General features: G+C 66.1%; 22 protein-coding genes. 11 read left to right on the forward strand and 11 right to left on the reverse strand.

Going from position 1 to position 26350, the window contains the following annotated elements:
• Positions 1-98 precede the first annotated feature (98 nt).
• Positions 99-1592, reverse strand: coding sequence for a carboxypeptidase M32 (locus tag AC1DE3_RS08120; RefSeq protein WP_441512444.1), 1494 nt, complete (start codon positions 1590-1592; stop codon positions 99-101).
• A gap of 83 nt (positions 1593-1675) precedes the next feature.
• Entirely contained in the window at positions 1676-2767 is a 1092-nt protein-coding gene (locus tag AC1DE3_RS08125) for an NADH:flavin oxidoreductase/NADH oxidase (RefSeq protein ID WP_441512445.1), read from the reverse strand.
• Between the two features lie 197 nt (positions 2768-2964).
• Here AC1DE3_RS08125 and AC1DE3_RS08130 point away from each other — a divergent pair, with 197 nt between their 5' ends.
• From AC1DE3_RS08130 to AC1DE3_RS08140, 3 genes are read left to right on the forward strand one after another with little or no spacing between them, the layout of a single operon-like run.
• Complete coding sequence (locus AC1DE3_RS08130) at positions 2965-3441, forward strand: MarR family winged helix-turn-helix transcriptional regulator (protein WP_441512446.1); 477 nt, start codon at positions 2965-2967, stop codon at positions 3439-3441.
• 15 nt (positions 3442-3456) lie between these two features.
• Complete coding sequence (locus AC1DE3_RS08135) at positions 3457-4647, forward strand: efflux RND transporter periplasmic adaptor subunit (protein WP_441512447.1); 1191 nt, start codon at positions 3457-3459, stop codon at positions 4645-4647.
• Complete coding sequence (locus AC1DE3_RS08140) at positions 4644-7766, forward strand: efflux RND transporter permease subunit (RefSeq protein WP_441512448.1); 3123 nt, start codon at positions 4644-4646, stop codon at positions 7764-7766. The genes AC1DE3_RS08135 and AC1DE3_RS08140 overlap by 4 nt, the downstream gene beginning before the upstream one ends.
• A 76-nt stretch (positions 7767-7842) precedes the next feature.
• On the opposite strand, the gene AC1DE3_RS08145 is transcribed toward AC1DE3_RS08140, so the two are convergent.
• Positions 7843-9081: an aspartate kinase gene (locus AC1DE3_RS08145; protein ID WP_441512449.1), complete on the reverse strand. Its 1239-nt coding sequence runs from the start codon at positions 9079-9081 to the stop codon at positions 7843-7845.
• Positions 9082-9224: 143 nt separating this feature from the next.
• Here AC1DE3_RS08145 and ubiG point away from each other — a divergent pair, with 143 nt between their 5' ends.
• The gene (gene ubiG, locus AC1DE3_RS08150) at positions 9225-9986 is read left to right on the forward strand and encodes a bifunctional 2-polyprenyl-6-hydroxyphenol methylase/3-demethylubiquinol 3-O-methyltransferase UbiG (protein WP_441512450.1); all 762 of its coding nucleotides are present in this window, start codon (positions 9225-9227) and stop codon (positions 9984-9986) included.
• Positions 9987-10001: 15 nt separating this feature from the next.
• Here ubiG and AC1DE3_RS08155 read toward each other — a convergent pair whose 3' ends face one another.
• Positions 10002-10457 (reverse strand): MarR family winged helix-turn-helix transcriptional regulator, encoded by a 456-nt coding sequence (locus tag AC1DE3_RS08155; protein WP_441512451.1) that lies wholly within the window; start codon positions 10455-10457, stop codon positions 10002-10004.
• A 69-nt stretch (positions 10458-10526) separates the two neighbouring features.
• Between AC1DE3_RS08155 and AC1DE3_RS08160 the strand changes: the two genes are divergently transcribed.
• On the forward strand, positions 10527-11468 hold the full coding sequence (locus tag AC1DE3_RS08160) for a PLP-dependent cysteine synthase family protein (RefSeq protein ID WP_441512452.1): 942 nt from the start codon (positions 10527-10529) through the stop codon (positions 11466-11468).
• 3 nt (positions 11469-11471) lie between these two features.
• Here the strand turns inward: AC1DE3_RS08160 and AC1DE3_RS08165 are convergent, their stop codons facing one another.
• The gene (locus tag AC1DE3_RS08165) at positions 11472-11759 is read right to left on the reverse strand and encodes a hypothetical protein (protein ID WP_476852308.1); all 288 of its coding nucleotides are present in this window, start codon (positions 11757-11759) and stop codon (positions 11472-11474) included.
• Between the two features lie 226 nt (positions 11760-11985).
• Between AC1DE3_RS08165 and ccrA the strand changes: the two genes are divergently transcribed.
• The 4 genes from ccrA to AC1DE3_RS08185 all read left to right on the forward strand — a co-directional run bounded on the left by ccrA (position 11986) and on the right by AC1DE3_RS08185 (position 16752).
• Positions 11986-13257, forward strand: coding sequence for a crotonyl-CoA carboxylase/reductase (ccrA, locus tag AC1DE3_RS08170; protein ID WP_441512454.1), 1272 nt, complete (start codon positions 11986-11988; stop codon positions 13255-13257).
• A 76-nt stretch (positions 13258-13333) separates the two neighbouring features.
• Complete coding sequence (locus tag AC1DE3_RS08175; protein ID WP_441512455.1) at positions 13334-13993, forward strand: glutathione S-transferase family protein; 660 nt, start codon at positions 13334-13336, stop codon at positions 13991-13993.
• A 96-nt stretch (positions 13994-14089) separates the two neighbouring features.
• Positions 14090-14968 (forward strand): DMT family transporter, encoded by an 879-nt coding sequence (locus tag AC1DE3_RS08180; protein ID WP_441512456.1) that lies wholly within the window; start codon positions 14090-14092, stop codon positions 14966-14968.
• Positions 14969-15063: 95 nt separating this feature from the next.
• Complete coding sequence (locus tag AC1DE3_RS08185) at positions 15064-16752, forward strand: acyl-CoA dehydrogenase family protein (RefSeq protein WP_441512457.1); 1689 nt, start codon at positions 15064-15066, stop codon at positions 16750-16752.
• 114 nt (positions 16753-16866) lie between these two features.
• Here the strand turns inward: AC1DE3_RS08185 and AC1DE3_RS08190 are convergent, their stop codons facing one another.
• A complete protein-coding gene (locus AC1DE3_RS08190; RefSeq protein ID WP_476780605.1) occupies positions 16867-17412 on the reverse strand; it encodes a cytochrome b in 546 nt (181 codons plus the stop codon).
• Between the two features lie 213 nt (positions 17413-17625).
• Between AC1DE3_RS08190 and AC1DE3_RS08195 the strand changes: the two genes are divergently transcribed.
• A complete protein-coding gene (locus tag AC1DE3_RS08195; protein WP_441512459.1) occupies positions 17626-18363 on the forward strand; it encodes an SIMPL domain-containing protein in 738 nt (245 codons plus the stop codon).
• Here the strand turns inward: AC1DE3_RS08195 and AC1DE3_RS08200 are convergent.
• The 4 genes from AC1DE3_RS08200 to AC1DE3_RS08215 form a co-directional block, all read right to left on the reverse strand.
• Positions 18335-19282, reverse strand: a complete 948-nt coding sequence (locus tag AC1DE3_RS08200) for a hypothetical protein (protein ID WP_441512460.1) — start codon at positions 19280-19282, stop codon at positions 18335-18337. The two genes, AC1DE3_RS08195 and AC1DE3_RS08200, sit on opposite strands and share 29 nt — an antisense overlap.
• Positions 19279-20319, reverse strand: a complete 1041-nt coding sequence (locus AC1DE3_RS08205; RefSeq protein WP_441512461.1) for an aspartate carbamoyltransferase — start codon at positions 20317-20319, stop codon at positions 19279-19281. Before AC1DE3_RS08205 ends, AC1DE3_RS08200 begins: the two co-directional genes overlap by 4 nt.
• A gap of 42 nt (positions 20320-20361) precedes the next feature.
• On the reverse strand, positions 20362-22305 hold the full coding sequence (locus AC1DE3_RS08210) for a putative bifunctional diguanylate cyclase/phosphodiesterase (RefSeq protein ID WP_476780607.1): 1944 nt from the start codon (positions 22303-22305) through the stop codon (positions 20362-20364).
• 125 nt (positions 22306-22430) lie between these two features.
• Entirely contained in the window at positions 22431-24401 is a 1971-nt protein-coding gene (locus tag AC1DE3_RS08215) for a bifunctional 2',3'-cyclic-nucleotide 2'-phosphodiesterase/3'-nucleotidase (RefSeq protein WP_441512463.1), read from the reverse strand.
• A gap of 113 nt (positions 24402-24514) precedes the next feature.
• Between AC1DE3_RS08215 and AC1DE3_RS08220 the strand changes: the two genes are divergently transcribed.
• Positions 24515-25141 (forward strand): glutathione S-transferase family protein, encoded by a 627-nt coding sequence (locus AC1DE3_RS08220; RefSeq protein ID WP_441512464.1) that lies wholly within the window; start codon positions 24515-24517, stop codon positions 25139-25141.
• 10 nt (positions 25142-25151) lie between these two features.
• Here the strand turns inward: AC1DE3_RS08220 and AC1DE3_RS08225 are convergent, their stop codons facing one another.
• The gene (locus AC1DE3_RS08225) at positions 25152-26297 is read right to left on the reverse strand and encodes a CaiB/BaiF CoA transferase family protein (RefSeq protein ID WP_441512465.1); all 1146 of its coding nucleotides are present in this window, start codon (positions 26295-26297) and stop codon (positions 25152-25154) included.
• Positions 26298-26350: the final 53 nt, after the last annotated feature.

Consider the following 26350-nt stretch of genomic DNA (forward strand, 5'->3'; position numbering starts at 1 on the left):
GCGCAGACCCGGGGATCTCTTGCCGGAGGAGGCCAGGGACCCCGCATATCACGAGATGCTCGGGGCAAGCCCGAGCATGACGGGAAACGTCGCGGCCGTCACACCTCCTCGACATAGCGACGGCGCAGATGCGCCTTGAAGACCGAGGCGTCGAGCGGCCGGCCTGTCGCTTCGGTGAGCAGATCGTCGGTCGAGAGCAACGAGCCCTTGCCGTGGATATTGGCGCGCAGCCACCCGACGAGCGGGCTGAAATCGCCCTTGCCGATGCCGGGCAGGATAGCGGGCTCGGCCCGGCAGGCTGCGTCGAAGATCTGGGCCGCGGTCATCGCGCCGAGCGTATAGGTCGGGAAATAACCCCAGCCGCCAGACGGCCAGTGGATGTCCTGCAGGCAGCCGACGCGGTCGTCCGGGACGGTGACGCCGAGCAGGGATTTCATCCCGGCGTTCCAGGCGGCGGGCATTTCGGCCAGCGGCATCTCGTCGGCGATCAGCGCCTTCTCCAGCCTGTAGCGCAGGATGACATGGGCGGGATAGGTGACCTCGTCGGCATCGACGCGGATGAAGCCGGGCTCGACGCGGGTATAGCGGCGCCACATCGCCTCGGTTTCCCATGCCGGGCCATGACCCCCAAAACTCTCCCGCATCAGCGGGGCGGCGAAGGCGAGGAACTGACGTGAGCGGCAGGCCTGCATTTCCATCAGCAACGACTGGCTCTCATGGACGCTCATGCCGCGCGCCGCGCCGACCGGCTGGTTCATGTAGCCCTGCGGCCGGCCCTGCTCGTAGAGCGCGTGGCCGGTCTCGTGCAGGACGCCCATCAGAGCCTTGGTGAAGTCGGCCTCGTCGTAGCGCGTGGTGATGCGGACATCGTTGTCGGCGCCGCCGCAGAACGGGTGTGTCGAGATATCGAGGCGCCCGCGCTCGAAATCATAGCCCAAAGCCGACATCAGCCTCAGGCCGAGCGCCCGCTGTGTCTCGGTGGGGAAGGGGCCTTCGAGGGCCGGCAGGGCCGGCCGGCGCGCCTGCACCGCCATCACGTCCTGGGTGAAGCCGGGCAGGAAGGCAGCGAGGTCGTCGAACAGCGCGTCGATCTTCGCAGAGCTGCCGCCGGGCTCGTAGTCGTTGAGCAGCGCGTCATAGGGCGAGACGCCGAGCTTCTCGCCCTTCGCCTTGCCGATCTGGCGCTGCAGGTTCAGTACCTCTCCGAGATAGGGCAGCAGGCCGCCGAAGTCGGAATCCGCCCGCGCCTGGCGCCAGCGCATCTCGCAGGCCGAGATCGCCTTGCTCGATGCCTCGACGAGATCGGTGGGCAGCGCGGTGTCGACCGTCCAGACGCGCCGGACCTCGCGCAGATTGGCGTTCTCCCAGGCGCTGAGGCTGTCGTCGCTTTCGGCATCCGCGAGCCAGCCGCCGATGCGGGCGTCGGTCGCCAGTCCGTGGCGCATGACATGCAGCAGCGCCATGCTCTCGGCCCGCGTTTCGGCGGCGCCCTTGGGCATCATCGTGTCGTTGTCCCATTGCAGGATGCCGATGGCGTTGGAGAGCGCGGCGATGCGGCCGAAATGGGCGGCGAGGTCGGAATAGGCGGTCATGGGCGTCCTTGAACGGGGGATCGTTCTGCATGGAAATGCGCCGTTATTCCGGGGCAAGCCCGGAATGACGAGGGGGATGCTGGTCAGGCGAACAGCTTGGAATACTGCCGGGGCTGCGAGCGCAGATACTGGTCGGGCGCCTTGACGCTGGCGCCCAGCTCCGCCGCGGCGTGCCAGGGCCAGCGCGGGTCATAGAGGATGCCGCGCGCCAGCCCGACGAGATCGGCCTCGCCAGTGCCTATGATCGCCTCGGCCTGCTCCGGCTCCGTGATCAGGCCGACGGCGATCGTGGGAAGCCCGGTCGCCTGCTTCACGGCCCGTGCCAGCGGGACCTGATAGCTCGGGCCGAGCGGGATCTTCTGGGCCGTGGACAGGCCGCCGCTGGAGACGTGGATGAAGTCGGCGCCCCGTGCCTTGGCTGCCATGGAAAAGGCGATGCTCTGTTCGACATCCCAGCCGCCCTCGACCCAGTCGGTCCCCGAAATGCGGAAGCCCAAAGGGAAGCCAGCCGGCACCACCGAGCGCACAGCGTCGAGGACCTCCAGCGGGAAGCGCATGCGATTTTCGAGAGAGCCGCCATACTCGTCCTCGCGTTTGTTCGAGAGCGGCGAGAGGAATTGATGCATCAGATAGCCATGGGCGCCGTGCAGTTCGATCGCCGCGAGTCCAAGCCGGACGCTCCGCCGCGCCGAATCCGCGAATGCCTCGATGAGACGGGCGATGTCATCGCGGGTGAGGGCGCGCGGCGGGCGCGGATAGCTTTCGAAGCCGACCGCCGAAGGCCCATGCACATGCCAGCCGCCCTCGTCGAGGCCGAGCTGGCCGCCGCCCTTCCAGGGCTGCGCCACCGAGGCCTTGCGGCCGGCATGGCCGAGCTGGATCGCGATCGGCATGTCGGACCAGGAGCGGGCGGCTTCCAGTGCCTTGCCCAGCGCTGCTTCCGTTTCGTCCGACCACAAGCCGACATCGAACGGGCTGATGCGCCCGTCCGGCTCCACGGCGGTGGCTTCGATGATGAGCAGCGCCGCGCCGGAAAGCGCGAGATGCCCGAGATGGATGGTGTGCCAGTCCGTCGCGCAGCCGTTCTTCGCTGAATACTGGCACATGGGCGCGATGACGATGCGGTTGGCGAGCGTGAGGCTGCCGAGCTGATAGGGGCTGAAGAGCTGGCTCATGTCGGAAAGGCTTCTCAAAGAGGGAAGGTTGGAACGCAGTCTAGAAGCGCTTTCCCCCGTGAGGCCAGAGCAAGCCTTGCAAATCGGATGCGCGCCACGCTGCGGCACTGCTCACGATTCCGCGTTCGACATTGTGCGACCGCGAAACCGCCGTAATCTGGCATACGATAAGCAGGCTTACGTTCCGGAGATTCTGTATGAAGCGACCACTGCGGCGGGAATTCATGTTCCAGCTTGTCGAAACCTCCCGCCTGCTGCGGACCTATGTCGATCAGCGTGCGCGCCAGCACGGTACGACGCGGGCGCAATGGGGCGTGATGTCCCGCTTGCGGCGGCAGGAAGGCTTGAACCAGGCGGCACTGGCCGAGCAGATGGATCTGCAGCCGATTTCGCTCGCAAGGTTGCTCGACCGGCTTCAGGGGCAGAGCCTGATCGAGCGCCGCGAGGACCCGGCCGACCGCCGCGCCTATCGCCTTTACCTGACGCCGGAGGGCCGGGCGCTGGTCGACGACCTCGATGAGGTGCGCACCGCGATTGCTCAGGAGGTTCTTGGCGGGGTGGAGGAAAGATCGATCCTTTCCGCGCTGGATACGCTGGCCACGATCCGTGAACAGACCCGCCCCCAGCGGGAAGACAAGATGCAGATGCCGGCTTCCGCCGGCCAGACCGCCTGAACGAGTGGGGCGAACATGAAGCGTTCAGGTTTTGTCACCGGGCTGATGCTCGTCGCGGCCGCGGCCGCGGGCGTCTGGTATTGGCGCTCGCACGGCTCGGAAAACGCGCAGGCGGCGCGCGGGCGTGCAGATGGCGCGCCCGTCGCGATCGCCTCCGCCGCGGCAGTCCAGGTCGATTTCCCGGTGCGAAAGCGCGCCATCGGCTTCGTCGAGACGCCTGCGAGCGTGCTCGTGCGCTCGCGGATCGACAGCCAGATCATGCAGCAGCACGTCACAGACGGGCAGTTCGTCAAGACCGGCGATCTGCTCTTCACCCTCGATGATCGCGACATCAAGGCTCAGATCGCCAAGGACGAGGCGATGCTGGCGCGCGACGAGGCGACCCATACGCGCAACCTCGCCGATCTCGAGCGCTATAAGCAGCTCCTGGCGCGCAATGCCGGCACGCAGGTGCAGGTCGACCAGGCAATCGCCGACGAGCGCAGCTCCGCCGCCAGCATCCAGGGCGACCATGCAACGCTCGACGCGGACCGGTTGAAGCTGAGCTATACGCGGATCACGGCCCCCATCGACGGACGTATCGGCGCCGTCCAGGTCACGCCGGGCAATCTCGTCAACGCCAGCAACAACAATAGCGGCACGGGCCTGCTGACCATCACCCAGATGAAGCCGCTGCGCGTGACCTTCGCCATGCCGGAGCATGAGCTGCCGACCCTGCAGGCCGCGCTCGCGGCCGCCAAACCGATAGCGGTGACGGCCCGCGTGCCGAATACCGGCCGTCCGCCGGCGGAAGGCAAGCTCAACTTCGTCGATTCGACCGTCGACATGACATCGGGAACGATCACGGCCAAGGCAGCCTTCGCCAATGACGATCTCACGCTCTGGCCCGGCCAGTATGTCGATGTCGAGATCGTCCCGGAAACGCTGATGGGCATCGCCGTGATTCCGACGGTGGCGGTTCAGACCGGGCAGAAGGGCCCCTATGCCTTCGTGGTGAAGCCTGACTCGACCGTCGATCTGCGTCAGATCAAGGTCGCGCTGAGCGATGGCGACAAGACGGCGGTGTCCGAGGGGATCGCTCCGGGGGAGCGGGTCGTCATTGACGGCCAGATGCGGCTGAAGCAGGGGACGCGGGTGCGCGAGCGCGCCGCAACGAGCGAGAAGCCGCCGGCCAGCACGCCGGTGGCCGAGGGCGCGCGCTCATGAACATTTCCTCCTTCTGCATCAGGCATCCGGTCGCCACCATCCTGATGTCGGTCTCGCTGGTGCTGGCGGGCCTGTTCGCCTGGCGTTTCCTGCCGGTCGCAGCGCTGCCGCGCGCCGAATTTCCGGTCATCAACGTCTCCGCCCAGCTTCCCGGCGCCTCGCCGGACACCATGGCGACCTCGATCGCGACGCCGCTGGTCAAGCAGTTCGGCACCATCGCCGGCATCGACTCGATCTCGACCACGAACTCGCAGGGCGCGACCTCGATCGCCATCCAGTTCGTGCTGAACCGCGACATCGACGCCGCCGCCGCCGACGTGCAGGCCGCGATCACCCGCACCCTCCGGCAATTGCCGATCGAGATGACGACGCCGCCGAGCTATCGCAAGGTGAACCCGGCTGACGCGCCGATCATCCTGATGGCGCTGAAGAGCGATGTCGTGCCGCTGTCGCAGCTGGACGCCTTCGCCCAGCAGGTCATCTCGCCGGCGCTGTCCACCGTGGAAGGCGTTGCCCAGGTGCTGATCTGGGGCAGCCAGAAATACGCGGTCCGCATCCAGATCGACCCGACCGCGCTGGCGGCGCGCGGCATCGGCCTCGACGAATTGCAACTTGCGATCACGGCCGCGAATGCCAACACGCCGGTCGGCACCCTCCAGAACACGGCCCAGCAGCTCACCATCCAGGCGCAGACCCAGCTCGCCAATGCCGCCCAGTTTTCCAACGTCATCATCGCGACGCGCTCCGGCAAGCCGGTCCGGCTGGGCGACGTCGCCAAGGTGATCGACTCCGTCGAGAACACCCAGACCCGCAGCACCTATGACGGCATGCCGGCGATTGTCCTGGCGGTGCAACGCCAGCCCGACGCGAACACCGTCGAAGTCGTCGATCGCGTCAAGGCGATGATCCCGACCTTCCAGGAACAGCTGCCGGCCGCAGCCGGGCTCTCCCTGCTCAACGACCGCTCGACCTCGATCCGCCAGGCGGTGGAGGATGTGCAGTTCACGCTGCTGCTCACCATCGCGCTCGTGATCATGGTGATCTTCGTTTTCCTGCGCCGGATCGCCGCGACCTTCATCCCCGCCGTGGCGGTGCCGATCTCGATCATCGCGACGCTGGCCGCGATGTACATGCTGGATTTTTCGATCGACAACATCTCGCTGCTCGGGCTGACCCTCTCGGTCGGCCTGGTGGTCGACGACGCCATCGTCATGCTGGAGAACATCGTCCGGCACATGGAGGAGGATGGGCTTTCGGCCTATGAGGCGTCCCTGAAGGGCGCCGGCGAGATCGGCTTCACCATTATCTCCATCTCGCTGTCGCTGGTCGCCGTCTTCATCCCTGTGCTGCTCATGGGCGGCGTCATCGGCCGCATCTTCAACGAATTCGCGGTGGTGGTGACGGTCGCGATCCTCGCCTCCGCCTTCGTCTCGCTGACGCTGACCCCGATGCTGTGCTCGCGGCTGCTCTCGGGCTACTCCGAGCACCATGAAGAGAACATGCTGGGCCGCTGGCTGGAGAAGGGCTTCGATGCAGTGCTGGCGGGCTATGACCGTGGGCTGAAATTCTGCCTGCGCTTTCAGCCGCTGATGCTGCTCGCGTTCTTTCTCACGATGGCCGGCACCGTCTGGCTGCTGCAGACGACGCCGAAAGGCTTCTTTCCGCAGGAGGATATCGGCCAGCTCCAGGTTTCGACCGAAGCCCGTCAGGACATTTCGTTCGATGCGATGCTGAAGTTGCAGTCTGAGGTTGCGGACATCTTTCGCAAGTCGCCCTATGTCGCGCATGTCGCCTCGTCGGTCGGCGGCAATGGCGGTGGCGGCAGCGCGCTGAACGCCGGGCGTCTCTTCGTCGAGCTGAAACCGCTGGACGAGCGCCCCAAGCTGCAGGAGGTGCTCGCCTCGCTGCGGCGCGATCTCGGACAGGTGGCGGGCATCAACACCTATATGGTGCCGGTCCAGAACCTGAACATCGGCGCACGCGCCTCGAAGAGCCAGTACCAGCTCGTCATTCAGGGGCTCGACCAGGCGCTGATGAATGATTGGGCTCTGCGGCTCGCCGATGCGATGAGCCGCGATCGTGCAATCTTCGCCGACGTCACGACCGATCTCCAGAACAACGCCCTGCAGGCGACGCTGACGATCGACCGCGACAAGGCCAACGCGCTGGGTATCGGTGCCGACATCCTGCGTTCGACCCTCTATTCGGGCTTCGGCGTCCGGCAGGTCTCGACGATCTACACCACCGGCGACAACTACAACGTCGTCGTCGAGTTCAATCCCAACGAGCACTGGACGCCCGAGCATCTGAACGCCATTCGGGTGCGCGCCAAGAACGGCACGTTGGTCCCGCTCGGTGCCGTCGCCCGGGTCGAGCGGACGGCCGGCCCGCTCACGGTCAACCAGCTCGGCCAGCTCCCCGCCGTGACGATTTCCTACAATCTGCCGGCCGGCGTGGCGCTCGGCGACAGCGTCAACCGCATCAACACGCTCAAGGAGCAGATTGGCTTGCCGAAGTCGCTCTCGACCACGCTCGCCGGCACTGCCAAGACCTTCCAGGATTCCTTGGCCAACCAGGGGCTGCTGATCGCGGGCGCGATCCTGACGATCTACATCGTGCTCGGCATCCTCTACGAGAGCTTCATCCACCCGCTGACGATCCTGACCGGCCTGCCTTCGGCCGCGATCGGCGCGCTCGGGGCGCTCAGGCTCTTCGACATGGACCTCTCGGTCATCGCCATCATCGGCCTCCTGATGCTGATCGGCATCGTCAAGAAGAACGCGATCATGATGATCGACGTAGCCCTCGTGCTGTTGCGCGAAGGCGCGTCGGCGCAGGAGGCGATCCACCGGGCCTGCCTCATGCGGTTCCGGCCGATCCTGATGACGACGCTGGCGGCGCTGATGGGCACGCTGCCGATCGCGCTGGGCGCCGGCGCGAGCGCCGAGTTGCGCCAGCCGCTCGGCATCGCCGTTGTCGGCGGCCTGATGATCTCGCAGGTCTTGACGCTGTTCATCACGCCCGTCCTGTTCCTCTACATGAACAGGCTTTCGGACGGGCTGACCCGGCTGTTCTTCGGCAAGCGCGAGCCGGAACACGCAGCGCATCCGGCGGAGTAAGGTCGGATCAAAACGCAAACGCCGCCGGCTTCGCGTGAAGCCGGCGGCGTCTTTTTTAGGTCGTCGTCCGGAATGCTCAGGCGGCGTCGAGGCCGTAGAGCGAGTGCAGGGTGCGGACCGCGAGCTCGGTATAGGCCGCGTCGATCAACACCGAGAACTTGATCTCGGAGGTGGTGATGGCGCGGATGTTGATGCCCTTCTCGGCCAGCGCGCGGAAGGCGCGGGCCGCGACGCCCGCATGGCTGCGCATGCCGACGCCGATCGCCGAGATCTTCACGACGTCGATCGCGCCCTGGATCTCCTGGTAGGAGATCACATCGTGCTTGCTCTCGAGCAGCGTCTTGGCGCGCTCGTAATCGGCAGTCGGCACGGTGAAGGTGATGTCGGTCGTCGCCTGATCGTCGGAGACGACCTGGATGATCATGTCGACATTGATGTTGGCATCGGCGAGCGGGCCGAAGATCGCCGCGGCGACGCCGGGCTTGTCGGCCACGCGCCGGAGGGTGATCTGGGCTTCGTCCCGGGAGAAGGCGATGCCGGTGACGATCTGCTGTTCCACGATGTCGTCCTCGTCGCAGATGAGGGTGCCAGGATTGGGGTTTTCGGGGTCGTCGAAGGAGGAGCGCACATAGGTCGGCACGCGCTGCGTCATGGCGATCTCGACCGAGCGCACCTGCAGAACCTTGGAGCCGAGCGAGGCCATTTCGAGCATTTCCTCGAAGGAGACCTTGTCCATGCGCTTGGCCTTCGGGACGATGCGCGGATCGGTCGTGTAGACGCCGTCGACATCGGTGTAGATATCGCAGCGATCAGCCTTGAGGCCGGCCGCGAGCGCGACCGCGCTGGTGTCCGAGCCGCCGCGGCCGAGCGTGACGATGCGGTGCGTGCGCGGGTTGACGCCCTGGAAGCCGGAGCAGACGGCGATCTCGCGATTGCGGTCGAAGCCGGCGAGGATGCCGGCGCCGTCGACGCCTTCGATGCGGGCCGAGCCATGCGCGTCCGAGCCATAGAGCGGGATCTGCCAGCCCTGCCAGGAGCGGGCCGGCAGCCCCATCTCCTGCAGCACGATCGCCATCAGGCCGGAGGTGACCTGCTCGCCGGAGGCGACGACGGTGTCGTACTCGGCCGGGTCATAGAGCGGCGCGGCTTCCTTGCACCAGGCGACGAGCTCGTTGGTCTTGCCTGACATCGCCGAGACGACGATCGCGACCTCGTTGCCGGCGTCGAACTCGCGTTTGACGTGCCGCGCCGCGTTCTTGATGCGCTCGACAGTGGCGACTGAGGTGCCGCCGAATTTCATCACCAGACGGGCCATGACGGTATTCGGGCTCTCGATAGCTGTCCCCGGCTGGAAAAGCCGGGTCGAAACGTCGCCCTCGCACTGGCGGCGGGGCGGGTGTAGATGACGGGCGTCAGGCGCGGTGTCAATGTGGCATCGCATAAACGAGGGACGGGTTCATGGCGGCTGCGGCTGAGCGAAAGGGATCGACGATCGATCCGGCCGAAGTCGCGCGCTTCGATGCGATCGCGCGCGACTGGTGGGACCCGAAAGGGCCCATGGCTGTCCTGCACAAGTTCAATCCCGTGCGCCTCGCCTATGTCCGCGACGAAGCCTGCGCGCATTTCGGCCGTGATCCGAAGCGGATGCGGGCGCTTGAAGGCCTGACTCTGGTCGATATCGGTTGCGGCGGCGGCGTGCTGTCGGAGCCGCTCGCTCGGCTCGGCGCGGAGGTGACCGGGCTCGACCCGGCGCCGACCAATGTCAGCGTCGCGCGCGCCCATGCCGAGAAGAGCGGCCTGACCATCGACTATCGCGAGGAGACGATCGAGGCGGTCGTCGCCTCCGGCAAGCGCTTCGACATCGTGCTGGCGATGGAAGTCGTCGAGCATGTCGCCGATGTCGAGGCTTTCATCGCCGCCTGCTGCGCGGCGGTGAAGCCTGATGGTCTGCTGATCATGGCGACGATCAACCGCACGCTGAAATCCTATGCGCTGGCCATCGTCGGTGCCGAATATGTGCTGCGCTGGCTGCCGAAGGGCACGCATGACTGGGAGAAGTTCGTGAGCCCGGCCGAACTTGGCGGCGCCATCGAAGGCAACGGCTTCACGCTGGGCACGCAGACTGGCGTGGTCTTCAATCCGCTGACCGGCCGCTGGAGCGCCGCCCGCGACATGGACGTGAATTACATGCTCGCCGCCAGCCGCAGCGGCCAGGCCTGACGTTTAGCTCTGACGTTAGTCTTCCGGCGCTGCCATCGCGGCGCTGGCCGCTGCAAGCCGCTGGAGGAGATCGGGAGGCAGCGTCGCCGTCACGCGAGCCTGTGCGCCTCGCCAGGCCGGAAGAGCTGCCTTTAGCCGCCTGACTCCTTCTTCCGTCAGCCAGACCGCACGGCGGCGCAGATCCTGCTCGACAGTCGCGATCTCGATCAGCCCGTCGCGCTCCAAAGCGCGGAGGTTTCGCGAGAGTGTCGAGGGATCGAGCCCGGCTTGCTCCGCCAATGCCGCCATCCGGTCGTCTTCGTTCGTCGCTATCACCGCCATCAGGCCGAGCTGGGCGACGCTCAGCCCGCTATCCTTCAACGCCTCGTCATAGATCCGCGTCACGCGCCGCGCGGCCTGCCGGATTGTCAGCCCGGCGCAGCTCGCCGCCAACTGGCGCACCTCTTCCCGCAATCCGTGCAGTCTTCGCATGCCAGCAATTTACATGCAGATACAATAATTGCATATACATCTAACTGCCTGCCGATCGCGAGGTTTCCGATGCCTGCCATGCCCGCCGATATTCTGAGCCGCATCGGCGGCACCACCTTGCTCCCGCTACGCCGCATCCTTCCCGAGAACGGCGCCCGCATTCTGCTGAAGCTTGAATGCGAGAATCCGACCGGCTCGATGAAGGATCGCATGGCACTCGCCATGATCGAGGCCGCCGAAGCAGATGGGCGGCTCCAACCCGGTGGCAGCGTCGTCGAATATACCGGCGGCAGCACGGGCGTTTCGCTCGCCCAAGTCTGCGCGGTGAAAGGCTATCGGCTGCACATCGTGACCTCCGACGCTTTCGCCCGCGAGAAGCTCACCCATATGCGTCTGCTCGGCGCAGAATTGACGATCATCCCGAGCGAATCCGGCCGGATGACCGAGAAGCTGACGCGGGACATGATCGAAGCCGCACGCGTCATCGCGGCCGAGACCGGGGCCTTTTGGACCGACCAGATGCGCAACACCGACCAGCTCGCCGCTTATAACAGGCTGGCTGGGGAGATCTGGGAGCAGACCGGCGGCCGGATCGATGGCTTCGTCCAGAGCGTCGGCACCGCCGCCTCGCTGCGTGGGACCGGGGAGGCGCTTCGCCGGCTGACGCCGTCGGTCGCGCTGGTCGCGGTCGAGCCGGCTGAATCGGCCGTGCTCTCGGGCGGCCCGACCGGCGCGCACAAGATCGATGGCGTCGGCGCGGGCTATGTCGTGCCGCTCTGGCGGCCCGATCTCGTCGATGCGATCGAGCCGGTTTCGACCGAAGAGGCGAGGGCTATGGCGCTGCGGCTGGCGCGGGAGGAGGGGTTGTTCTGCGGGACGTCCACCGGCGGAAACTTCGTCGCGGCGCTGCGCCTTGCGGAACGGCTCGGGGCCGGCGCGACGATCGTCTCCGTCCTGTGCGACACCGGCATGAAGTATCTGAACAGCTTCGCCGCCGCGCTGCCGGACTGACGTCTAGGGCCTGAATACGGCCGCGACCACGAGCAGGAACAGGCCCGATGCGAGCGCGATCGCTGCCCGCAAGGCGTCGGGGTCCAGGCGCGTCGGAACGCCGAAGCGATGCCACAGCCACGCCCCGGCAAAGCCGCCGATCAGGATGAGCCCGGCGTTAAAGAGCGTCCCGAAGCCGGCATTCCCGAGCAGCAGGTCGGAAATCCAGCCGAACAGGAGTACGGTCAGAACGATCATCGTGACGATGAGGATGACGGAAAGCATCGGCAGATCAGGCAGGCCGACCATCATCAGCAGACTGCGCATGGGTTCTTCTCCTGGCCGCGCCGGCACCGAAGATCGCCTGGAAGCGTGAAGAAAACGCAAGCGCTCCGGCTGGCTGAGGCAGGGAATTTTGCGCCGCGGTGTAATTCCTTAGATCAATGGCGCAGCGCAGCATATGGTGCATGATCGGCACCCACATCCGCAGGACGCGCCCAGGCTCAGTCAAGGACGGATGAGAGCAGGGAGGACGACCATGTCGCAGTCGCAGGCCGCCGTTAATCCGCTCAAGGATCTCTACGAACTCGACGAACTGCCGCCGCTGGGCCATGTCCCGGAAAAGATGTACGCCTGGGCCATCCGGCGCGAGCGCCACGGGCCGCCGCAGGAGAGCTTCCAGGTCGAGGTCGTGCCGACCTGGACGATTGGCGAGGAGGAGGTGCTGCTCCTCGTGATGGCGGGCGGCGTCAATTACAACGGCATCTGGGCCGGCCTCGGCCAGCCGATCTCACCCTTCGACGTCCACAAGGCTCCCTTCCACGTCGCAGGTTCGGATTGCGCCGGCATCGTCTGGGCCGTCGGTTCCAAGGTGAAGCGCTGGAAGGTCGGCGACGAGGTCATCGTTCACTGCAACCAGGACGATGGCGACGACGAGGAGTGCAATGGCGGCGACCCGATGTTCTCGCCCTCCCAACGCATCTGGGGCTATGAGACGCCGGACGGCTCCTTCGCCCAGTTCTGCCGGGTGCAGTCGCGCCAGCTCATGCAGAAGCCGCGGCACCTCGCCTGGGAGGAGGCTGCCTGCTACACGCTGACGCTGGCGACAGCCTATCGCATGCTCTTCGGCCATGCCCCGCACGCCATCAAGCCGGGCGATAACGTCCTGGTCTGGGGCGCCTCGGGCGGCCTCGGCGTCTTCGGCGTCCAGCTCTGCGCGGCCTCCGGCGCCAACGCCATCGGCGTGATCTCGGACGAGACCAAGCGCGACTACGTGCTCGGCCTCGGCGCCAAGGGCGTGATCAACCGCAAGGACTTCAACTGCTGGGGCCAGATGCCCAAGGTCAATTCGCCCGAATACGCCGAATGGACCAAGGAAGCCCGCAAGTTCGGCAAGGCGATCTGGGACATTACCGGCAAGAAGGATGTCGACATCGTCTTCGAGCATCCGGGCGAGGCGACGTTCCCGGTCTCCTGCCTCGTCGCCAAGCGCGGCGGCATGGTGGTGTTCTGCGCGGGAACCTCCGGCTTCAACATCACCTTCGATGCCCGCTATGTCTGGATGCGGCAGAAGCGCGTCCAGGGCTCGCATTTCGCCCATCTCAAGCAGGCCAGCGCCGCCAACCAGTTCGTGATCGACCGGCGCATCGACCCCTGCATGTCCGAGGTCTTCCCCTGGGACAAGATTCCGCTCGCCCACCACAAGATGTGGAAGAACGAGCATGCGCCCGGCAACATGTCCGTGCTGGTCTATGCTCCGCGCACGGGGCTGCGCACTTATGAGGATGTCGCCGAGGCGCTGGGAGGCTAGGCGCGCGTATCCGGTTGCAAAGCGAAATCGGTTTGGCTACAGACTGCTTGCGAAAAACAAGCGGTCGGAGGAAGCCATGACATTGACGCTCTACGCCCATCCCTTCTCGTCCTACAGCCAGAAGGTGCTGATCGCGCTTTACGAAAACGGGACGCCCTTCACCTATCGGGTGCTCGGTCCGGATGATCCGGAGGCCGGGGCGGAATGGGTTGGCCTCTGGCCGCTGAAGCGCTTCCCCGTTCTCGTTGATCGCGGCGCGACCATCGCGGAATCGAGCGTCATCATCGAGCATCTCGACCTCCATCATCCGGGGCCGGTTCGGCTCCTGCCGGATGATCCCAAGGCCGCGCTTGGGGCGCGCATGATGGATCGCTTTTTCGACAACTATGTGATGACGCCGATGCAGAAGATCGTCCTCGACCATCTGCGGCCGGACGGCGAGCGCGATCCCTACGGCATGGCGCAGGCGCGCGAGCAGCTCGACGATGCCTATCGCTGGCTCGACGAGGCGATGGCCGAGCGCGAATGGGCTTGCGGTGAGGCTTTCACCCTGGCCGACTGCGCGGCTGCTCCGTCACTGTTCTATGCCGACTGGGTTCATGAGATCGACACGGCCTTCGGCCACGCCCGCGCCTATCGGGGCCGCCTCCTGGCCCGGCCTTCCGTCGCTCGTGCGGTCGACGAGGCGCGGCCCTACCGCAAGCTCTTCCCGCCGGGCGCTCCGGACCGGGATTGACAGGCGGCTCCGGCATGGCCTGGCGGCGCTGACGGCCTGTCGCGTCCGGCGGAACCGGGCTAGAGACGGCCGTTTCCGTTTGCCTCGCGGGTTCCCATGCCGCCCCTGCTTCTGCGCGCGATGCCGCTGCTCTTCACCTTCCTGTGGTCCACGGGCTGGGTGGTGGCCGGCTATTCGGCGCGCTATGCCGATGCCCTGACCTTCCTCGTCGTCCGTTTTGCCTGCGCTGCCGCCCTCCTGACCGCGATAGCGCTCGCGACCAGCGCGCCCTGGCCGCGCGGGCGGCGCGCCGTGCTGGACATCGCCGTCACCGGCATCCTGCTGCACGGCATCTATCTTGCCGGTGTCTGGTGGGCCGTGCGCCACGGGTTGCCGGCGGCCATCTCCGGGCTGATCGCGGGATTGCAGCCGATCCTGACGGCGCTGTTTGCGCCGGCCCTGGTCGGAGAGCGGATTTCCGGAATCCGCTGGCTCGGTATCGCCTGCGGCTTCCTCGGCATTGCGCTGGTGCTGGAGCCGCAGCTCGCCGGCGTCGAACCGGCCGCGCTCTGGGGCGTGCTCGCACCGATGCTCATTAATATCGGTGGCATGTTCGCGGTGACTTTCGGGTCCTTCTATCAGAAGGCGCGGATCGTCTCCGGGGATCTGCGCACGATGACCGCGATCCAATACACGGCGGCGGCGCTGATCGTCGTGCCCTTCGCCTTTCTGTTCGAGCCTATGCGGATCGAATGGAACCTGACCATGCTGCTGGTCCTCGCCTGGTCGGTCATCGTGCTGTCGATCGGCAGCATCTGGCTTTATCTGTTCATGATCCGCCGCGGCGAGGTCTCGCGCATCGCGACCTTTCTCTATCTGGTGCCGGCATTGGTCGCCGTGGAAGCCTGGATGCTCTTCGGCGAGACGCTGACGCCGTTTCAGATCGGCGGCATGGCGGTGACCGTGCTCGGCGTGGCGCTCGCCAGCCGCAAATAGGCTGGCGGTCATTGCCGGCTCCTCCGCAAAAAGGAGGATTTCGGTTTCACCGGAACTCCTCTTATGCTGCGTCGCAACAAAGGGAGGCCGAAACGATGAGCGCCAACACCGCCGCTAAAACCGAGGCTCGAGCCGATGCGGTCGCGCTGATTGCCGCTGCGCTGCCGGGCTTCGAGGGGCTGTTCGAGGATGCTGTCGCCGCTGTGCGGCAGAAAGTGCTCGTCGACGGCCGGATTTCCTCGGCTCGGCTCGAGGCGGAGCAGCATGCCGCCCATGGGCTGTCCTGGCTTGCGACCTATGTCACGGCGCTGCGCGAACTCAAGGCCTATGGCGAGCGCCTTCAGGCCGAGGAGCGCTACGGCGCCGTCGAGGACTATGCTCTGCGGATCGGCGCCGGCGAATACGCCGCCCAGATATTTGGCGGCATCCCGATGAGCCAGGGCGAGATCGTGCGCCTGTCGGCGCTCGGCCTCTCGCAGAAGGCTGTTTCAGCCGCCCGCTCGGATGCGGCCGAGGCGCTGATCGCCGAGGGCAACACCCCGGAGAACCGCGCCCGCTTCGTCGCCCTGTTCAGCCAGAGCGACGGTTCCCACAGCGTCGGCGATCCCGGCCTCGACGAGACGCTGGAGGCGATCCGCTCCGAGATGCGCCGCTTCTGCGCCGCGGAGGTCACGCCCCACGCCCATGAATGGCACCTCGCCAACGAATACATCCCCCTGCCGGTCGTCGAGAAGATGGCCGAGCTCGGCGTCTTCGGCCTGACCATCCCCGAGCAGTTCGGCGGCATGGGGCTGTCGAAGGTCTCGATGTGCGTCGTCTCGGAGGAGCTGTCGCGCGGCTATATCGGCGTCGGTTCGCTCGGCACCCGCTCGGAGATCGCGGCCGAGCTCATCCTCTGCGGCGGAACTGACGCGCAAAAGGAGCATTGGCTGCCGAAGATCGCTTCCGGCGAAGTCCTGCCGACGGCCGTCTTCACGGAGCCCAATACCGGTTCGGATCTCGCGTCGCTGCGCACCAAAGCAGTGCAGGAAGGCGAGGGGGCGGATGCTGTCTGGAAGGTCAGCGGCAACAAGACCTGGATCACTCATCCCGTCCGCGCCGACATCATGACGCTGCTTGTCCGCACCGATCCCTCGGAACCCGGCTACAAGGGCCTGTCGATGCTGATCGCCGAGAAGCCGCGCGGCAACGACGAGGATCCGTTTCCCGTCGCCGGCCTAACCGGCGGTGAGATCGAGGTGCTCGGCTATCGCGGCATGAAGGAATACGAGCTCGCCTTCGACGGCTTCGCGGTCAAGCGCGAGAACCTGCTCGGCGGCGTGCCGGGGCAGGGCTTCAAGCAGCTCATGCAGACTTTCGAGGCGGCGCGCATCCAGACGGCGGCCCGCGCCATCGGCGTGGGGCAGTGCGCCTTCGATCTCGGCTTGCGCTATGCGCAGGAGCGCATCCAGTTCGGCAAGAAGCTGATCGCCTTCCCGCGCGTCGCCGACAAGCTCGCCATGATGGCGGCCGAGATCCTGATCGCGCGCCAGCTCACCTATTTCGCCGCCCGCGAGAAGGATGCCGAGCGGCGTTGCGACCTCGAGGCCGGCATGGCCAAGCTCTTGGGCGCCCGCGTCGCCTGGGCGGCGGCCGACAACGCCCTGCAGATCCATGGCGGCAACGGCTTCGCGCTGGAATATCCGGTGAGCCGCGTGCTCTGCGACGCCCGCATCCTCAACATCTTCGAGGGCGCCGCCGAGATCCAGGCGCAGGTCATCGCGCGCCGGCTGGTGGAAGGGTGACGTCAGAGCATCGGACTGAAAAGTGGAAGCCACTGTTCGGAAAATCCGATGCCCGGACGACGGGATAGATCGGCGCTTTATGTCGATAGGGCGCGCGGGGGGGCGGGGGGCTCCTTACCGAAGCGGCAACATGCGGCGAAGCGTATCGTCCCGGCGGACCGTATGATGCCAGAGCGCGGCGACCGCATGCAGCACCGCCAGCGCGATGAGCGTATATGATGCCCATTCATGCCATTCGCGAATGGGCCGCGTCTCGGCGCGCGGTGCGGGCGCAGCCAGGGGCGGGATGCTGAACAGGCCGAGATCGAGCCCTTGCCCGCGTTTGATCGCATAGACGAGGCCGATCACCGGGACGACGAGCATCAGCACGTACAAGCCGGCATGACCGAGGCGCGCCGCGACCGCGAGGAGAGGCGACGACGCTTCCGGTTCGGGCGGGCGATGTGTCAGACGCCACCCGCAGCGCGCGACCAGCAAGACGATCAGCAGGATGCCGATGGCCTTGTGACTCTCGATCGCTGCCCGTTTCCAGGTGCTGGGGAAGGCATCGATCGTCAGTCCGAGCAGGAAGGCCAGGACGATCAGGAGCGCCATCGACCAGTGGAGAAACCGCGCGATTGGGTCATAGGATTCTCGAGCGGCGATCGGGACGGAGGTCAAAGGCACTCTCTCCTAGATTAGAATCGCTACAATGTAGGAGAGCTGCGTATCAGATCAAAGTTACAATTCGTCCATCTTCGCGCTTCGTCATCCCGGCCCTCCCGGACGCTCCATCCGCGGGGTTTGCGGGCCTCGTCGTGATAATTTCGACAAGATGTCCCTGCTCGGATGATGCGCCCGGCCACGGAGGCCGGGCGTGAACGAGGAGTCATCATGTCGAACCGCCTTGCCTTCGCTCTGGCCGGGACCGTGCTTGTCGGCGCAGCCGCATTGCTCTCCGCCCCTGCGATGGCCCAGCAGAACCCGCCCGGCCAGCAGCCTGCGCGCATCAGCGTGACGGGTGAGGGCGAGGTCAGCGTTGCGCCCGACATGGCGATCCTCAACCTGACGGTGCTGCGTGAGGGCGAGACGGCGCGCGCCGCGCTCACCGCCAGCAGCGAGGCGATGAAGCAGGTGCTGGCGGCGCTGAAGGAGGCTGGTATCGCCGAGCGCGACCTGCAGACTTCGGGCCTGAGCATCCAGCCGCGCTTCGCCCAGCCGGGCAAGGATCGGAATGTCGAGCCTAAGATCACCGGCTACGCCGTCAGCAATGGTCTGACCGTTCGCGTTCGCAAGCTGGCGGATGCCGGCGCCATCCTCGACAAGGCGGTGACGCTGGGCGTCAACCAGGGCGGCGGCATCGTCTTCGTGAAGGACGATCTCAAGCCGACGCTGACGGAAGCGCGCAAGCTCGCGGTCGCCGACGCCGTCGCCCGGGCCAGGACGCTGGCGGAAGCGGCCGACATCAAGCTCGGCCGGATCCTGACGATCGAGGAGCAGTCGAGCCTGCCGCGTCCGATGCCCTATGGCGGGCCGATGAAGATGGCGGCAAGCGATGCCTTCGTGCCGCTGGCGGCCGGCGAGAACGCCTATCGCACGCAGGTCAACGTGGTCTTCGAGATCGCGAACTGACCCGCGAGAGCCGGCCGGGCATATCGTTCAGACCACGGCGCACCCGGGAGCCAGCCTGCTGCGGCAGGCTGGCGACGATGACGCCGCACAGGACCACAAGTCCCGGCAGAAGCAGATCTTTCGGCGGCAGCTCCGCCAGAATCAAATAGGCTGCCAGCGTGATCAGCGGCACGCGCAACGTGTCGGCGCTGCACAGCTGGAGCGGAGTGCCGTGGCGCGATGCATTGGCCAGCGCAGCCTGCGAGACGAAGCCGCCGACGATCAATGCCAGCACGGCCCCGCCGATCACCGCCAGTTCCGGCGCTGGGAAGGCGAGTCGATAGGGCTGCGGCGGCGGCGACCACAGCTCCGGGACGAAGAGCCAGAGGAGCAGGTAGAGCGGCAGCTGGATCGCATGCATCAGGAACACGATCGACAAGGTGCTGCGATTGGCGGCGAGGCTGGCCAGCATGAGGTTGGTGGTGGTCAGGACGGCGACGGCTGCGATTGCGATCGCGATGTCGCTGTTGGGAACGGCATTCAGCTTCAGCAGCAACAGGCTGATGCCGCTCGCGAGGAGCGCCAGGCCCAGCGCGGGGACCGTACCCGGTCGCCGGCGAAGCGTCAGGAACAGCAGCACTCCCGCGAAAAGCGGCCCGGTGAACTCGATGGTGGTGACCAGCGCCAGCGGCAGATGCGACAGGCTCCAGATCAGCGCCAGCGAGCCGGCCAGATGCAGCACGCTGCGGAGGATGTCGTCGCGCGGCTTCGCGGGCAGAAAGCCGTGCTGCCGGCCGCTGCCGCTCGCCCAGACGATCGAGCCGGCGATGGCCAGGCTGCCGATCGAGCGCAGCAGGCCGATTTCGATGATGGTGAGATAGCCCGCGAGAAGGCGGATCGACACGGCGATGGCGAGGTAGGAGGCGAGATAGGCGCTCATCCACCCGAAGAACGCCGGAAATTGTCGGCCTGGCCGGTCCAGGGAATGCCCAGCAGCATGCGCTCCAGGATGGCCATCCGCATCGGCACCGAAAGCTGAACCTGGCGGAAATAGCCTGCGTTCGGAAGGCTGTCGCATGAGGGGTCGAGCTCCGAGAAGCGCGGGAGAGGGTTGAGGATCAGAGTGTCAGAGCGGGCATCCAGGATCTTGCGGGCGGTGAGGGTGAAGGGCTCGCTCTCTTTTTCCTTATCGACGGCCTCAGTGCCGAGCGAGGCATGCGCGAATTTGCTCATATCCTGCATCTGGATGCTGAGAACGTCATGATCGAGCGTGTGGCGGATGTCGTGAACGGTGCCGACCGCGGTACCGAGGTCGGAGAGCACGGTCATCGCCTCGCGCATCGCCGGATTGATCGGCACGTCGGGCAGGCAGCACAGGGTGAAGCGCCTGGGCGGGCAGATCCGCAGCATCTTGACGAAGGAGACGGCGAAGCGCGCCCGCGTATCGCTCGACAGGGCGATGCTCAGCGTCTCGATGTCGCCGCGCATCTGCCGGATGGAAAAGATGTCGACGAGGGCCTGGCTCGGATGCTCGTCGGCGCCGTTGCCGGCGTTGATGACGGGCAGGTAGCTCAGCCGCCCGACGCGATAGGGCATGTCCTCCAGATGCGAGCGGACCACGAGCAGGTCGCTATAGAGCTCGACGGTGCGGATATGGTCCTCGATGGATTCGCCGGTGGTGTTGCCGATGCGGCTGCGATCGGTGTCGTAGGCGTCGATCGACTGGTGGCCGAGCCGGGCGGCCGCTGCCTGGAAGCCGAGCCGCGTGCGCGTGCTGCGCTGGTCGAACAGGGTGGCGATCACCTTCGGGCGTCTCCGCGGCGCCGGTGGCTGCTCTGGAAGCGGAAGCCCTCCCTTTTCCATCTCCTCCTCGCGCAGATGCCGCTCGGCGCGTTCGATGATGTCGTCGAGGTCGAAGCGCGAAACGGCGTCGGCGCTCAGCAGATCCTTCCCGCTCGGATAGTTCGGGCGCTGCATCCAAGGCCTCCGGCTCGCGCGGGCGTCTGCAGCCGGAGCGTTTCAGGCAAACTGGCTGAAGCGATCCGGCTTGCGCCAGCCGGAGCGTGAGCGTCCTGCCCTCGTCCGTCCCGTCGCTACACGAGTGCCGATCATGGGCAGCAATTCCTCCGCTGTCATCGGCCGAGCGAAAACAAACCCCTGAATGCCATGGACGGCATGCTTTTTGATGATTTCGAGCTGCTCCTGCGTTTCCACGCCCTCGACGATCAGGCGCAGTTCGAGGTCGTGTGCGAGCTGGGTGATCGCGTTCATCAGCGAATCGGCCTTGCGCGAGGTGCCTACTTCCTGCGTGAAGGCCTGGTCGATCTTGATGGTGTCGATCGGCAGATGCGCCAGATAGCTCAGCGAGGAGTAGCCGGTGCCGAAATCGTCGAGCGCGATCCGCACACCGAGCTTCCGCAGCGCGATCAGGCGGGAGACGACATGGGCGGGGTCGTCGATCAGCGAGCTCTCGGTGATCTCGATGGTCAGGCGCGCCGGCTCGATGCCGTTCATCCGGATCAGCGCCTCGACCGTGCCGACGAGATCGTGGCCATGATCGAACTGACGCGCCGAGACGTTGACGCTGACCCCGACGCTGCGCGGCCATGACTGGGCGGTCCGCATGGCTTCTCCGAGCGCCCAGGAACCGAGCACGGTGATAAGGCCCGTCCGTTCGGCCAACGGAATGAAGATATCGGGGCGCACCATGCCGCGGTGAGGATGGTTCCAGCGCAGCAGCGCCTCGACCAGCGTCGCCGAGCCGGAGCGCGGATTGTAGATCGGCTGGAATTGCAGCTCGAACTCGCCGCGGCGCAGCCCCTCCCGCAGTTCGGTTTCGAGCGCCAGGCTGTCCTCATGCTCGTCGCGAATGGCGGCGGTATACACGACGAAGCGGTTCCTGCCGTCGAGCTTGGCGCGATAGAGCGCGATATCGACGCATTTCAGCGCCTCCTCGATCGAGGGCGCGCAACCGGCGGGCGCAATCCCCATGCTGGCCGTCGCCGTGATGTAGCGCCCGCCGATGAAGCGTTGGCTCGCGAGCAGCATGACGAGCCTGGCCGCCAGCGCCGTCGCGCCGTCGATGCTGCGCGTGGTCGCGACCATGAATTCGTCGCCCCCGGTGCGGGCTGCGATGTCGCAGGGTTCGAATTCCGCGATCAGCGTCTCGCTGACCGCCTTCAGCAGCGCGTCGCCGACATCGTGGCCAAGGCTGTCGTTGATGCCCTTGAAGCGATCTATATCGATCGAGATCAACGTCACGGGACCGCCGGCCGCCGCCATGGTCCGGATCTCGCGCATGAAGCCGCGGCGATTGTAGAGGCTGGTGATCGTGTCGTTGACGGCGAGATGCTCCAGCTCGCGCATCGAGCGCAGCCGGGCAAGGAAGATCCGATGGATCACTTGCGCGCTGGAGAACGTCAGCACGGCGGTCAGCGCCACCGATAGCGCGATGACCAGATAGGCCGGGTCCTTCGTCCAGAGCAGGGCCAGCGTGAACGGCACTGCAACCGCGAGAACCTGAACGCGGGGGATCATCGGCCGTGAGCTGTTCCGCCCCGATATGCCGGCGAGATAACCGATGGTTTGTGCGATCGCTAGCACCGCGACGGGATCATGGGTGTAGCGCAGGATCGCGTAGGCACCGAAGGCTGCGATCAAGGCGGCCGTCGACCAGGCACCGGCCATCGCGAGCTTCTCGAGGCGGTCGATATCGCCGACGCTCGCAGATGCGAGGTGGATGGATTTGTAGTGGTGGTGCGAAATGTGGCGGAAGCAGCCGATACCAACCATGGCGGCGGCCATCGCATAGAAGGTGGGGTCGTTGCCGGTCAAAAGCCCGGCCGCGATCATGACCGCCGTGACGGTCACGGTGCCGATGAGAATCGTGCCCGGTGTCGCGTAAAGCGCTGCCACCAGTTCGGATTTCATCGCGATGTCGTTTTCATGAACATCAACGATCATGGGAGCGCCCTGTCATCAGGTCCGAATTGACCCGACGAACGCTCCATTCTCGATAAAAACCTATTAAGGAACGGTATGTGATTTCTGCGGGTTCGCCGATAATTTATGCAAATTACGCTTAGTATTCAGGCTTTTGCTTCCAGTCGGTACTTCATGAAACCTTCCGCACTTTCACCCGCGGGCTCGGCCTTCAGGCTCGCCGGCAGTTTGCCGGCGGCTGCCGGCGAGGTCGTGAATGTGACGTTGACGCCCGCCGGCAGCGGCGCCAGCGACCAGTTGCCGTCCGCCTTCGGCTCGATCGCCTTCTGCCCGACGATGTGGCGGACGATGACGTCGCGGTTGAGGTCCGGCGCTTCCAGAACGACCGTTGTCCTTGTGCCCGGGAAATTGCCGCCGCCCGAGGCGCGGTAATTGTTGGTGACGACGAGGAAACTGGCCTGCTCGTCGATCGGCTGACCCGCGAAGGCGAGATCGATGATGCGGTGCGCATTCGGTGCGACGAGCTTGCCGTCATTGTCGTAGCGGGAGGGCTGCGTGACGTCGATCCGATAGGCGACGCCGTCGATGACATCGAAGTTGAAGGCCGGGAAGGCCGGGTTGATCAGCGGTTGTTCCTCGGTCTTCGCAGGATCGACGCGGTTGAAGATTCCGGCCGAGCGTTCCAGCCATTCCCTGATCTCGGTGCCGGTGACTTTCACGATCTGCACCGTATTCGGGTAGAGGTAGATGTCGGCGATGTTCTTCAGGGCCAGCGGCCCGACTGGGATGTCGGTGTAGAAGGACGGACCGGCGCGCCCGCCCGATTTGAACGGAGCCGCCGCCGAAAGGATCGGCAGGTCCTTCCAACGCGTCTGCGCCATCAATGGCTTGGCATAGGCGATCTGCGCCTCGGCGACGATCTGGATCGACGGGTCGTCCGTCACCAGGGCGAAGTAGGAGTTGATCGGGGAGGCGGTGCTGCCGACCGGTTCGCGCATATAGGCGAGCGTCGCCTCGTGGTCGGCCTTCACCGTCGCCAGGATCGCCGGCTCCGCACTGGCCTTGGGCACGATCTTGCGGTCCGGCGTGCGCTCGTAGATCGGCTTTGCCTCGACCTTGAAATCCGCGATTCTCCAGCGCTCGCCGCGCTTCTCCAGTTCGAGATCGACGATGCCGAGATGCGAGCCCCAGAAGCCCGGCTGGCATGCCGGCTTGCCGTTCAGCGCGCCCTTGACGTTATCCACGCCCGCAATGTCGTCGAAGGCCTTGCCGCCGGGGAAGACCAGATGCTGATGGCCGGTCAGGATGACGTCGATGCCCTCGACCTTCGAAAGATGCAGCGCCGCGTTCTCCTCCATGCCGCGCCGCTCGCCACCGGCGATGCCGGAGTGGCAGAGGGCGATGACGAGGTCGGGCTGGGCATCGAGCAGGTCCGGCATATGCTTCTCGGCCGCATCGACGATGTCGGTCGCGACGAGCTTGCCGTCGATATTCGCCTTGTCCCATTGCATGATCTGCGGCGGCACGAAGCCGATCACGCCGATCTGCAGCACATGCCGGTTTCCGGCCTCGTCCTCGAAGCTCTGCTCGAACAGGCGCCAGGCATCGGCCAGTGTCCCGCCGCCGACCCGCTCGACATTGGCACAGACCAGCGGGAATTCGGCCTTGGCGAGGCCGTGATCGAGGAACTCCAGCCCGTAGTTGAATTCGTGGTTGCCGAGGGTGCCGCAGAGATAGGGCAGGGCGTTCATCGCGGCGAGCATCGGATGGGTCTCGCCGGCCTTCAGCCCCTTCTTGTAGGCGACATAGTCGCCGAGCGAGGAGCCTTGTAGGAAATCCCCGTTGTCGAAGAGCAGGCTGTTCTTGGCCTCGCCCTGCGCCACCTTGATCAGGCTCGCGGTCTTGGCGAGGCCGACGGTGTCGTCCGGCCCGTCGCGAAAATAGTCGTAGGGCACGACATTGACGTGGAGATCGGTGGTTTCAAGCACCCGCAGTTTGAGCCGCGCCGGCGTCTGGGCGGAAGCGGGCAGGGCGGCGCTCGCGACGATTGCGGCTCCGGCCTTCAGCGTCTCGCGCCGGTTGAGATAGTGACCTCGCGCCCGACGACCTTGTGCCATGCCCTGCTCCCGCTTCGCGCAACGGAGCAGGACGGTAGCATTGCGGCAAGCCCATGACAGGGGAAAGATGCAGGCCCCGTCGTCGTTTCGGAACATGATGAACGAGGCCCGCCATGATCCTGATCGGCCAGTACGACTCGCCTTTCGTTCGCCGTGTCGGCATCACGCTGGCGCTCTATGGCCTCGCCTTCGAGCATCGGCCCTGGTCCGTTTTCGGCGAAGGCGACCGGGTCCGCGCCTTCAACCCGCTGATGCGGGTGCCCACGCTGGCGCTCGATGATGGCGAGGTCCTGTTCGACAGCGTCAGCATCATCGACTGCCTCGATGAGCTGGCCGGGGAGGAACGCGCGCTTTGCCCGCGTGCCGGTCCGAGGCGCCGCCACATTCTCGGCGTCGTCGCGCTCGCCATGGGCGCAGCCGAGAAGGCCGTCAGCCTGTTCTATGAGTTGCGGCTTCACGAGGAGGTCTCGGCCGTCTGGGCGGATCGTTGCCGCGGCCAGATCCTCTCGACGCTCGCTGCGCTCGAGCGTGACCGGGCGAGCCGCACTTCTCCCTGTTGGTTCGGCGGTTCGATGAGCCATGCCGACATCGCCGTCGCTGTCTCGTTGCGCTTCATCAGGGAGGCGCATCCGGGCTTGGTCGCGGAGGAGGATATCCCGGCACTGGCGGCGCATGCCGCCGCGCTCGAAGTGTTGCCGGTGTTGCGGGACGTTTCGCAGCCTTTCGTCCCGCCCGCTTGAAAGCGGCGGATCAGATGGCGGTCGCCGTCACGGCGCCGGCGAATTCCGCCCGCAGCGCCGCATCATGCTCGCCGAGCGCGGGAACCCGCCGCATCGCGATGCGCCGGCCGTCGACGATGACCGGCGGTGCCAGCATCTCGATGGAGCCGTTCGGGGTCGGAACCGGCACAGCCGTGGCTGCCGGATGCGCGATCAGACCGCCGACCGTCGAGACCGTGCCATAGGCGATCGCATGCCGGTCGAGCGCGGCGGTGACGTCCGCGAAACGGCGCTGGCCGAGGCGTATCTGAACCTCGCCGTCGAGCGCGGCGCGAGCCCCGACCCGCAGGACGTTGGAAGCATAGCGCGGATCACTCGCAAGCTCCGGGCTCTCCAGCACGTCGCGGGCGAAGACGCGCCATTCCCGCTCGCTCTGGATCGAAATCAGCACCTCCCCATCGAGCAGCGAAAAGACGCCGTACGGCGCAATGGAGGGATGGGCGAGGCCGATGCGCGCAGGCTCGATCCCGCCATGCCGGCGCGTGATGTAGGGCACGTTCATCAGCTCCGCGAGCGTGTCGAAGAGTGACAGCGCGATCGCGGAACCCTCGCCGGTGCGGGCCCGCCGCAGCAGCGCCTCCAGGATGGCGGCATAGGCCGCCTGGCCGGTGGCGATGTCGGCGATCGAGATGCCGATCCTTGAGGGACCGGAATCGGCCGTGCCGGTGATCGCAGCGAGCCCCGATTCGGCCTGTATCAGCAGGTCGTAGGCCTTGCGAAGCTCGTGCGGCGTGCCCGGCGCATAGCCGGAGATGTCGCAAGTGATCAGCCGCGGGTGACGCTGGCGGAGCGTCGCGCTGCCGAGGCCAAGACGCTCCGCAGCGCCGGGAGCAAGGTTCTGGATGAAGACGTCGGCGCCGGCGATCATCGCCCCCACCAGCGCCAGATCCTCTGGTCGTCGCAGGTCGACGCGGCACGATTCCTTGCCGCGGTTGATCCAGACGAAATAGGAGGATTGCCCCTTGGCGAAGCCGTCATAGCCGCGCGCGAAATCGCCCTCGGGGCGTTCGAGCTTGATCACGCGCGCCCCGGCATCGGCGAGCTTGCAGGTCGCCGTGGGGGCGGCCACCGCCTGCTCCAGCGCGACCACCACGATACCTTCGAGCGCCTGTGTCATGGTCGATCCGGACCTCATCCTTCGATTGCGCGCAGAGGAGAACGATGCCCTGC

It is taken from the genome of Allobosea sp. 10L417 (assembly GCF_056395485.1).

What these genes read in the sequence shown, in the direction of transcription:
- AC1DE3_RS08135 (WP_441512447.1), top strand. Translation starts at nt 3,457, where the DNA reads ATGAAGCGTTCAGGTTTTGTCACCGGGCTGATGCTCGTCGCGGCCGCG.
- AC1DE3_RS08140 (WP_441512448.1), top strand. Translation starts at nt 4,644, where the DNA reads ATGAACATTTCCTCCTTCTGCATCAGGCATCCGGTCGCCACCATCCTG.
- AC1DE3_RS08120 (WP_441512444.1), bottom strand. Translation starts at nt 1,592, where the DNA reads ATGACCGCCTATTCCGACCTCGCCGCCCATTTCGGCCGCATCGCCGCG.
- AC1DE3_RS08200 (WP_441512460.1), bottom strand. Translation starts at nt 19,282, where the DNA reads ATGAGCGCCTATCTCGCCTCCTACCTCGCCATCGCCGTGTCGATCCGC.
- AC1DE3_RS08125 (WP_441512445.1), bottom strand. Translation starts at nt 2,767, where the DNA reads ATGAGCCAGCTCTTCAGCCCCTATCAGCTCGGCAGCCTCACGCTCGCC.
- ccrA (WP_441512454.1), top strand. Translation starts at nt 11,986, where the DNA reads ATGTCGCAGTCGCAGGCCGCCGTTAATCCGCTCAAGGATCTCTACGAA.
- ubiG (WP_441512450.1), top strand. Translation starts at nt 9,225, where the DNA reads ATGGCGGCTGCGGCTGAGCGAAAGGGATCGACGATCGATCCGGCCGAA.
- AC1DE3_RS08225 (WP_441512465.1), bottom strand. Translation starts at nt 26,297, where the DNA reads ATGACACAGGCGCTCGAAGGTATCGTGGTGGTCGCGCTGGAGCAGGCG.
- AC1DE3_RS08175 (WP_441512455.1), top strand. Translation starts at nt 13,334, where the DNA reads ATGACATTGACGCTCTACGCCCATCCCTTCTCGTCCTACAGCCAGAAG.
- AC1DE3_RS08130 (WP_441512446.1), top strand. Translation starts at nt 2,965, where the DNA reads ATGAAGCGACCACTGCGGCGGGAATTCATGTTCCAGCTTGTCGAAACC.
- AC1DE3_RS08210 (WP_476780607.1), bottom strand. Translation starts at nt 22,305, where the DNA reads ATGATCGTTGATGTTCATGAAAACGACATCGCGATGAAATCCGAACTG.
- AC1DE3_RS08180 (WP_441512456.1), top strand. Translation starts at nt 14,090, where the DNA reads ATGCCGCCCCTGCTTCTGCGCGCGATGCCGCTGCTCTTCACCTTCCTG.
- AC1DE3_RS08205 (WP_441512461.1), bottom strand. Translation starts at nt 20,319, where the DNA reads ATGCAGCGCCCGAACTATCCGAGCGGGAAGGATCTGCTGAGCGCCGAC.
- AC1DE3_RS08155 (WP_441512451.1), bottom strand. Translation starts at nt 10,457, where the DNA reads ATGCGAAGACTGCACGGATTGCGGGAAGAGGTGCGCCAGTTGGCGGCG.
- AC1DE3_RS08165 (WP_476852308.1), bottom strand. Translation starts at nt 11,759, where the DNA reads ATGATGGTCGGCCTGCCTGATCTGCCGATGCTTTCCGTCATCCTCATC.
- AC1DE3_RS08215 (WP_441512463.1), bottom strand. Translation starts at nt 24,401, where the DNA reads ATGGCACAAGGTCGTCGGGCGCGAGGTCACTATCTCAACCGGCGCGAG.
- AC1DE3_RS08145 (WP_441512449.1), bottom strand. Translation starts at nt 9,081, where the DNA reads ATGGCCCGTCTGGTGATGAAATTCGGCGGCACCTCAGTCGCCACTGTC.
- AC1DE3_RS08185 (WP_441512457.1), top strand. Translation starts at nt 15,064, where the DNA reads ATGAGCGCCAACACCGCCGCTAAAACCGAGGCTCGAGCCGATGCGGTC.
- AC1DE3_RS08220 (WP_441512464.1), top strand. Translation starts at nt 24,515, where the DNA reads ATGATCCTGATCGGCCAGTACGACTCGCCTTTCGTTCGCCGTGTCGGC.
- AC1DE3_RS08195 (WP_441512459.1), top strand. Translation starts at nt 17,626, where the DNA reads ATGTCGAACCGCCTTGCCTTCGCTCTGGCCGGGACCGTGCTTGTCGGC.
- AC1DE3_RS08160 (WP_441512452.1), top strand. Translation starts at nt 10,527, where the DNA reads ATGCCTGCCATGCCCGCCGATATTCTGAGCCGCATCGGCGGCACCACC.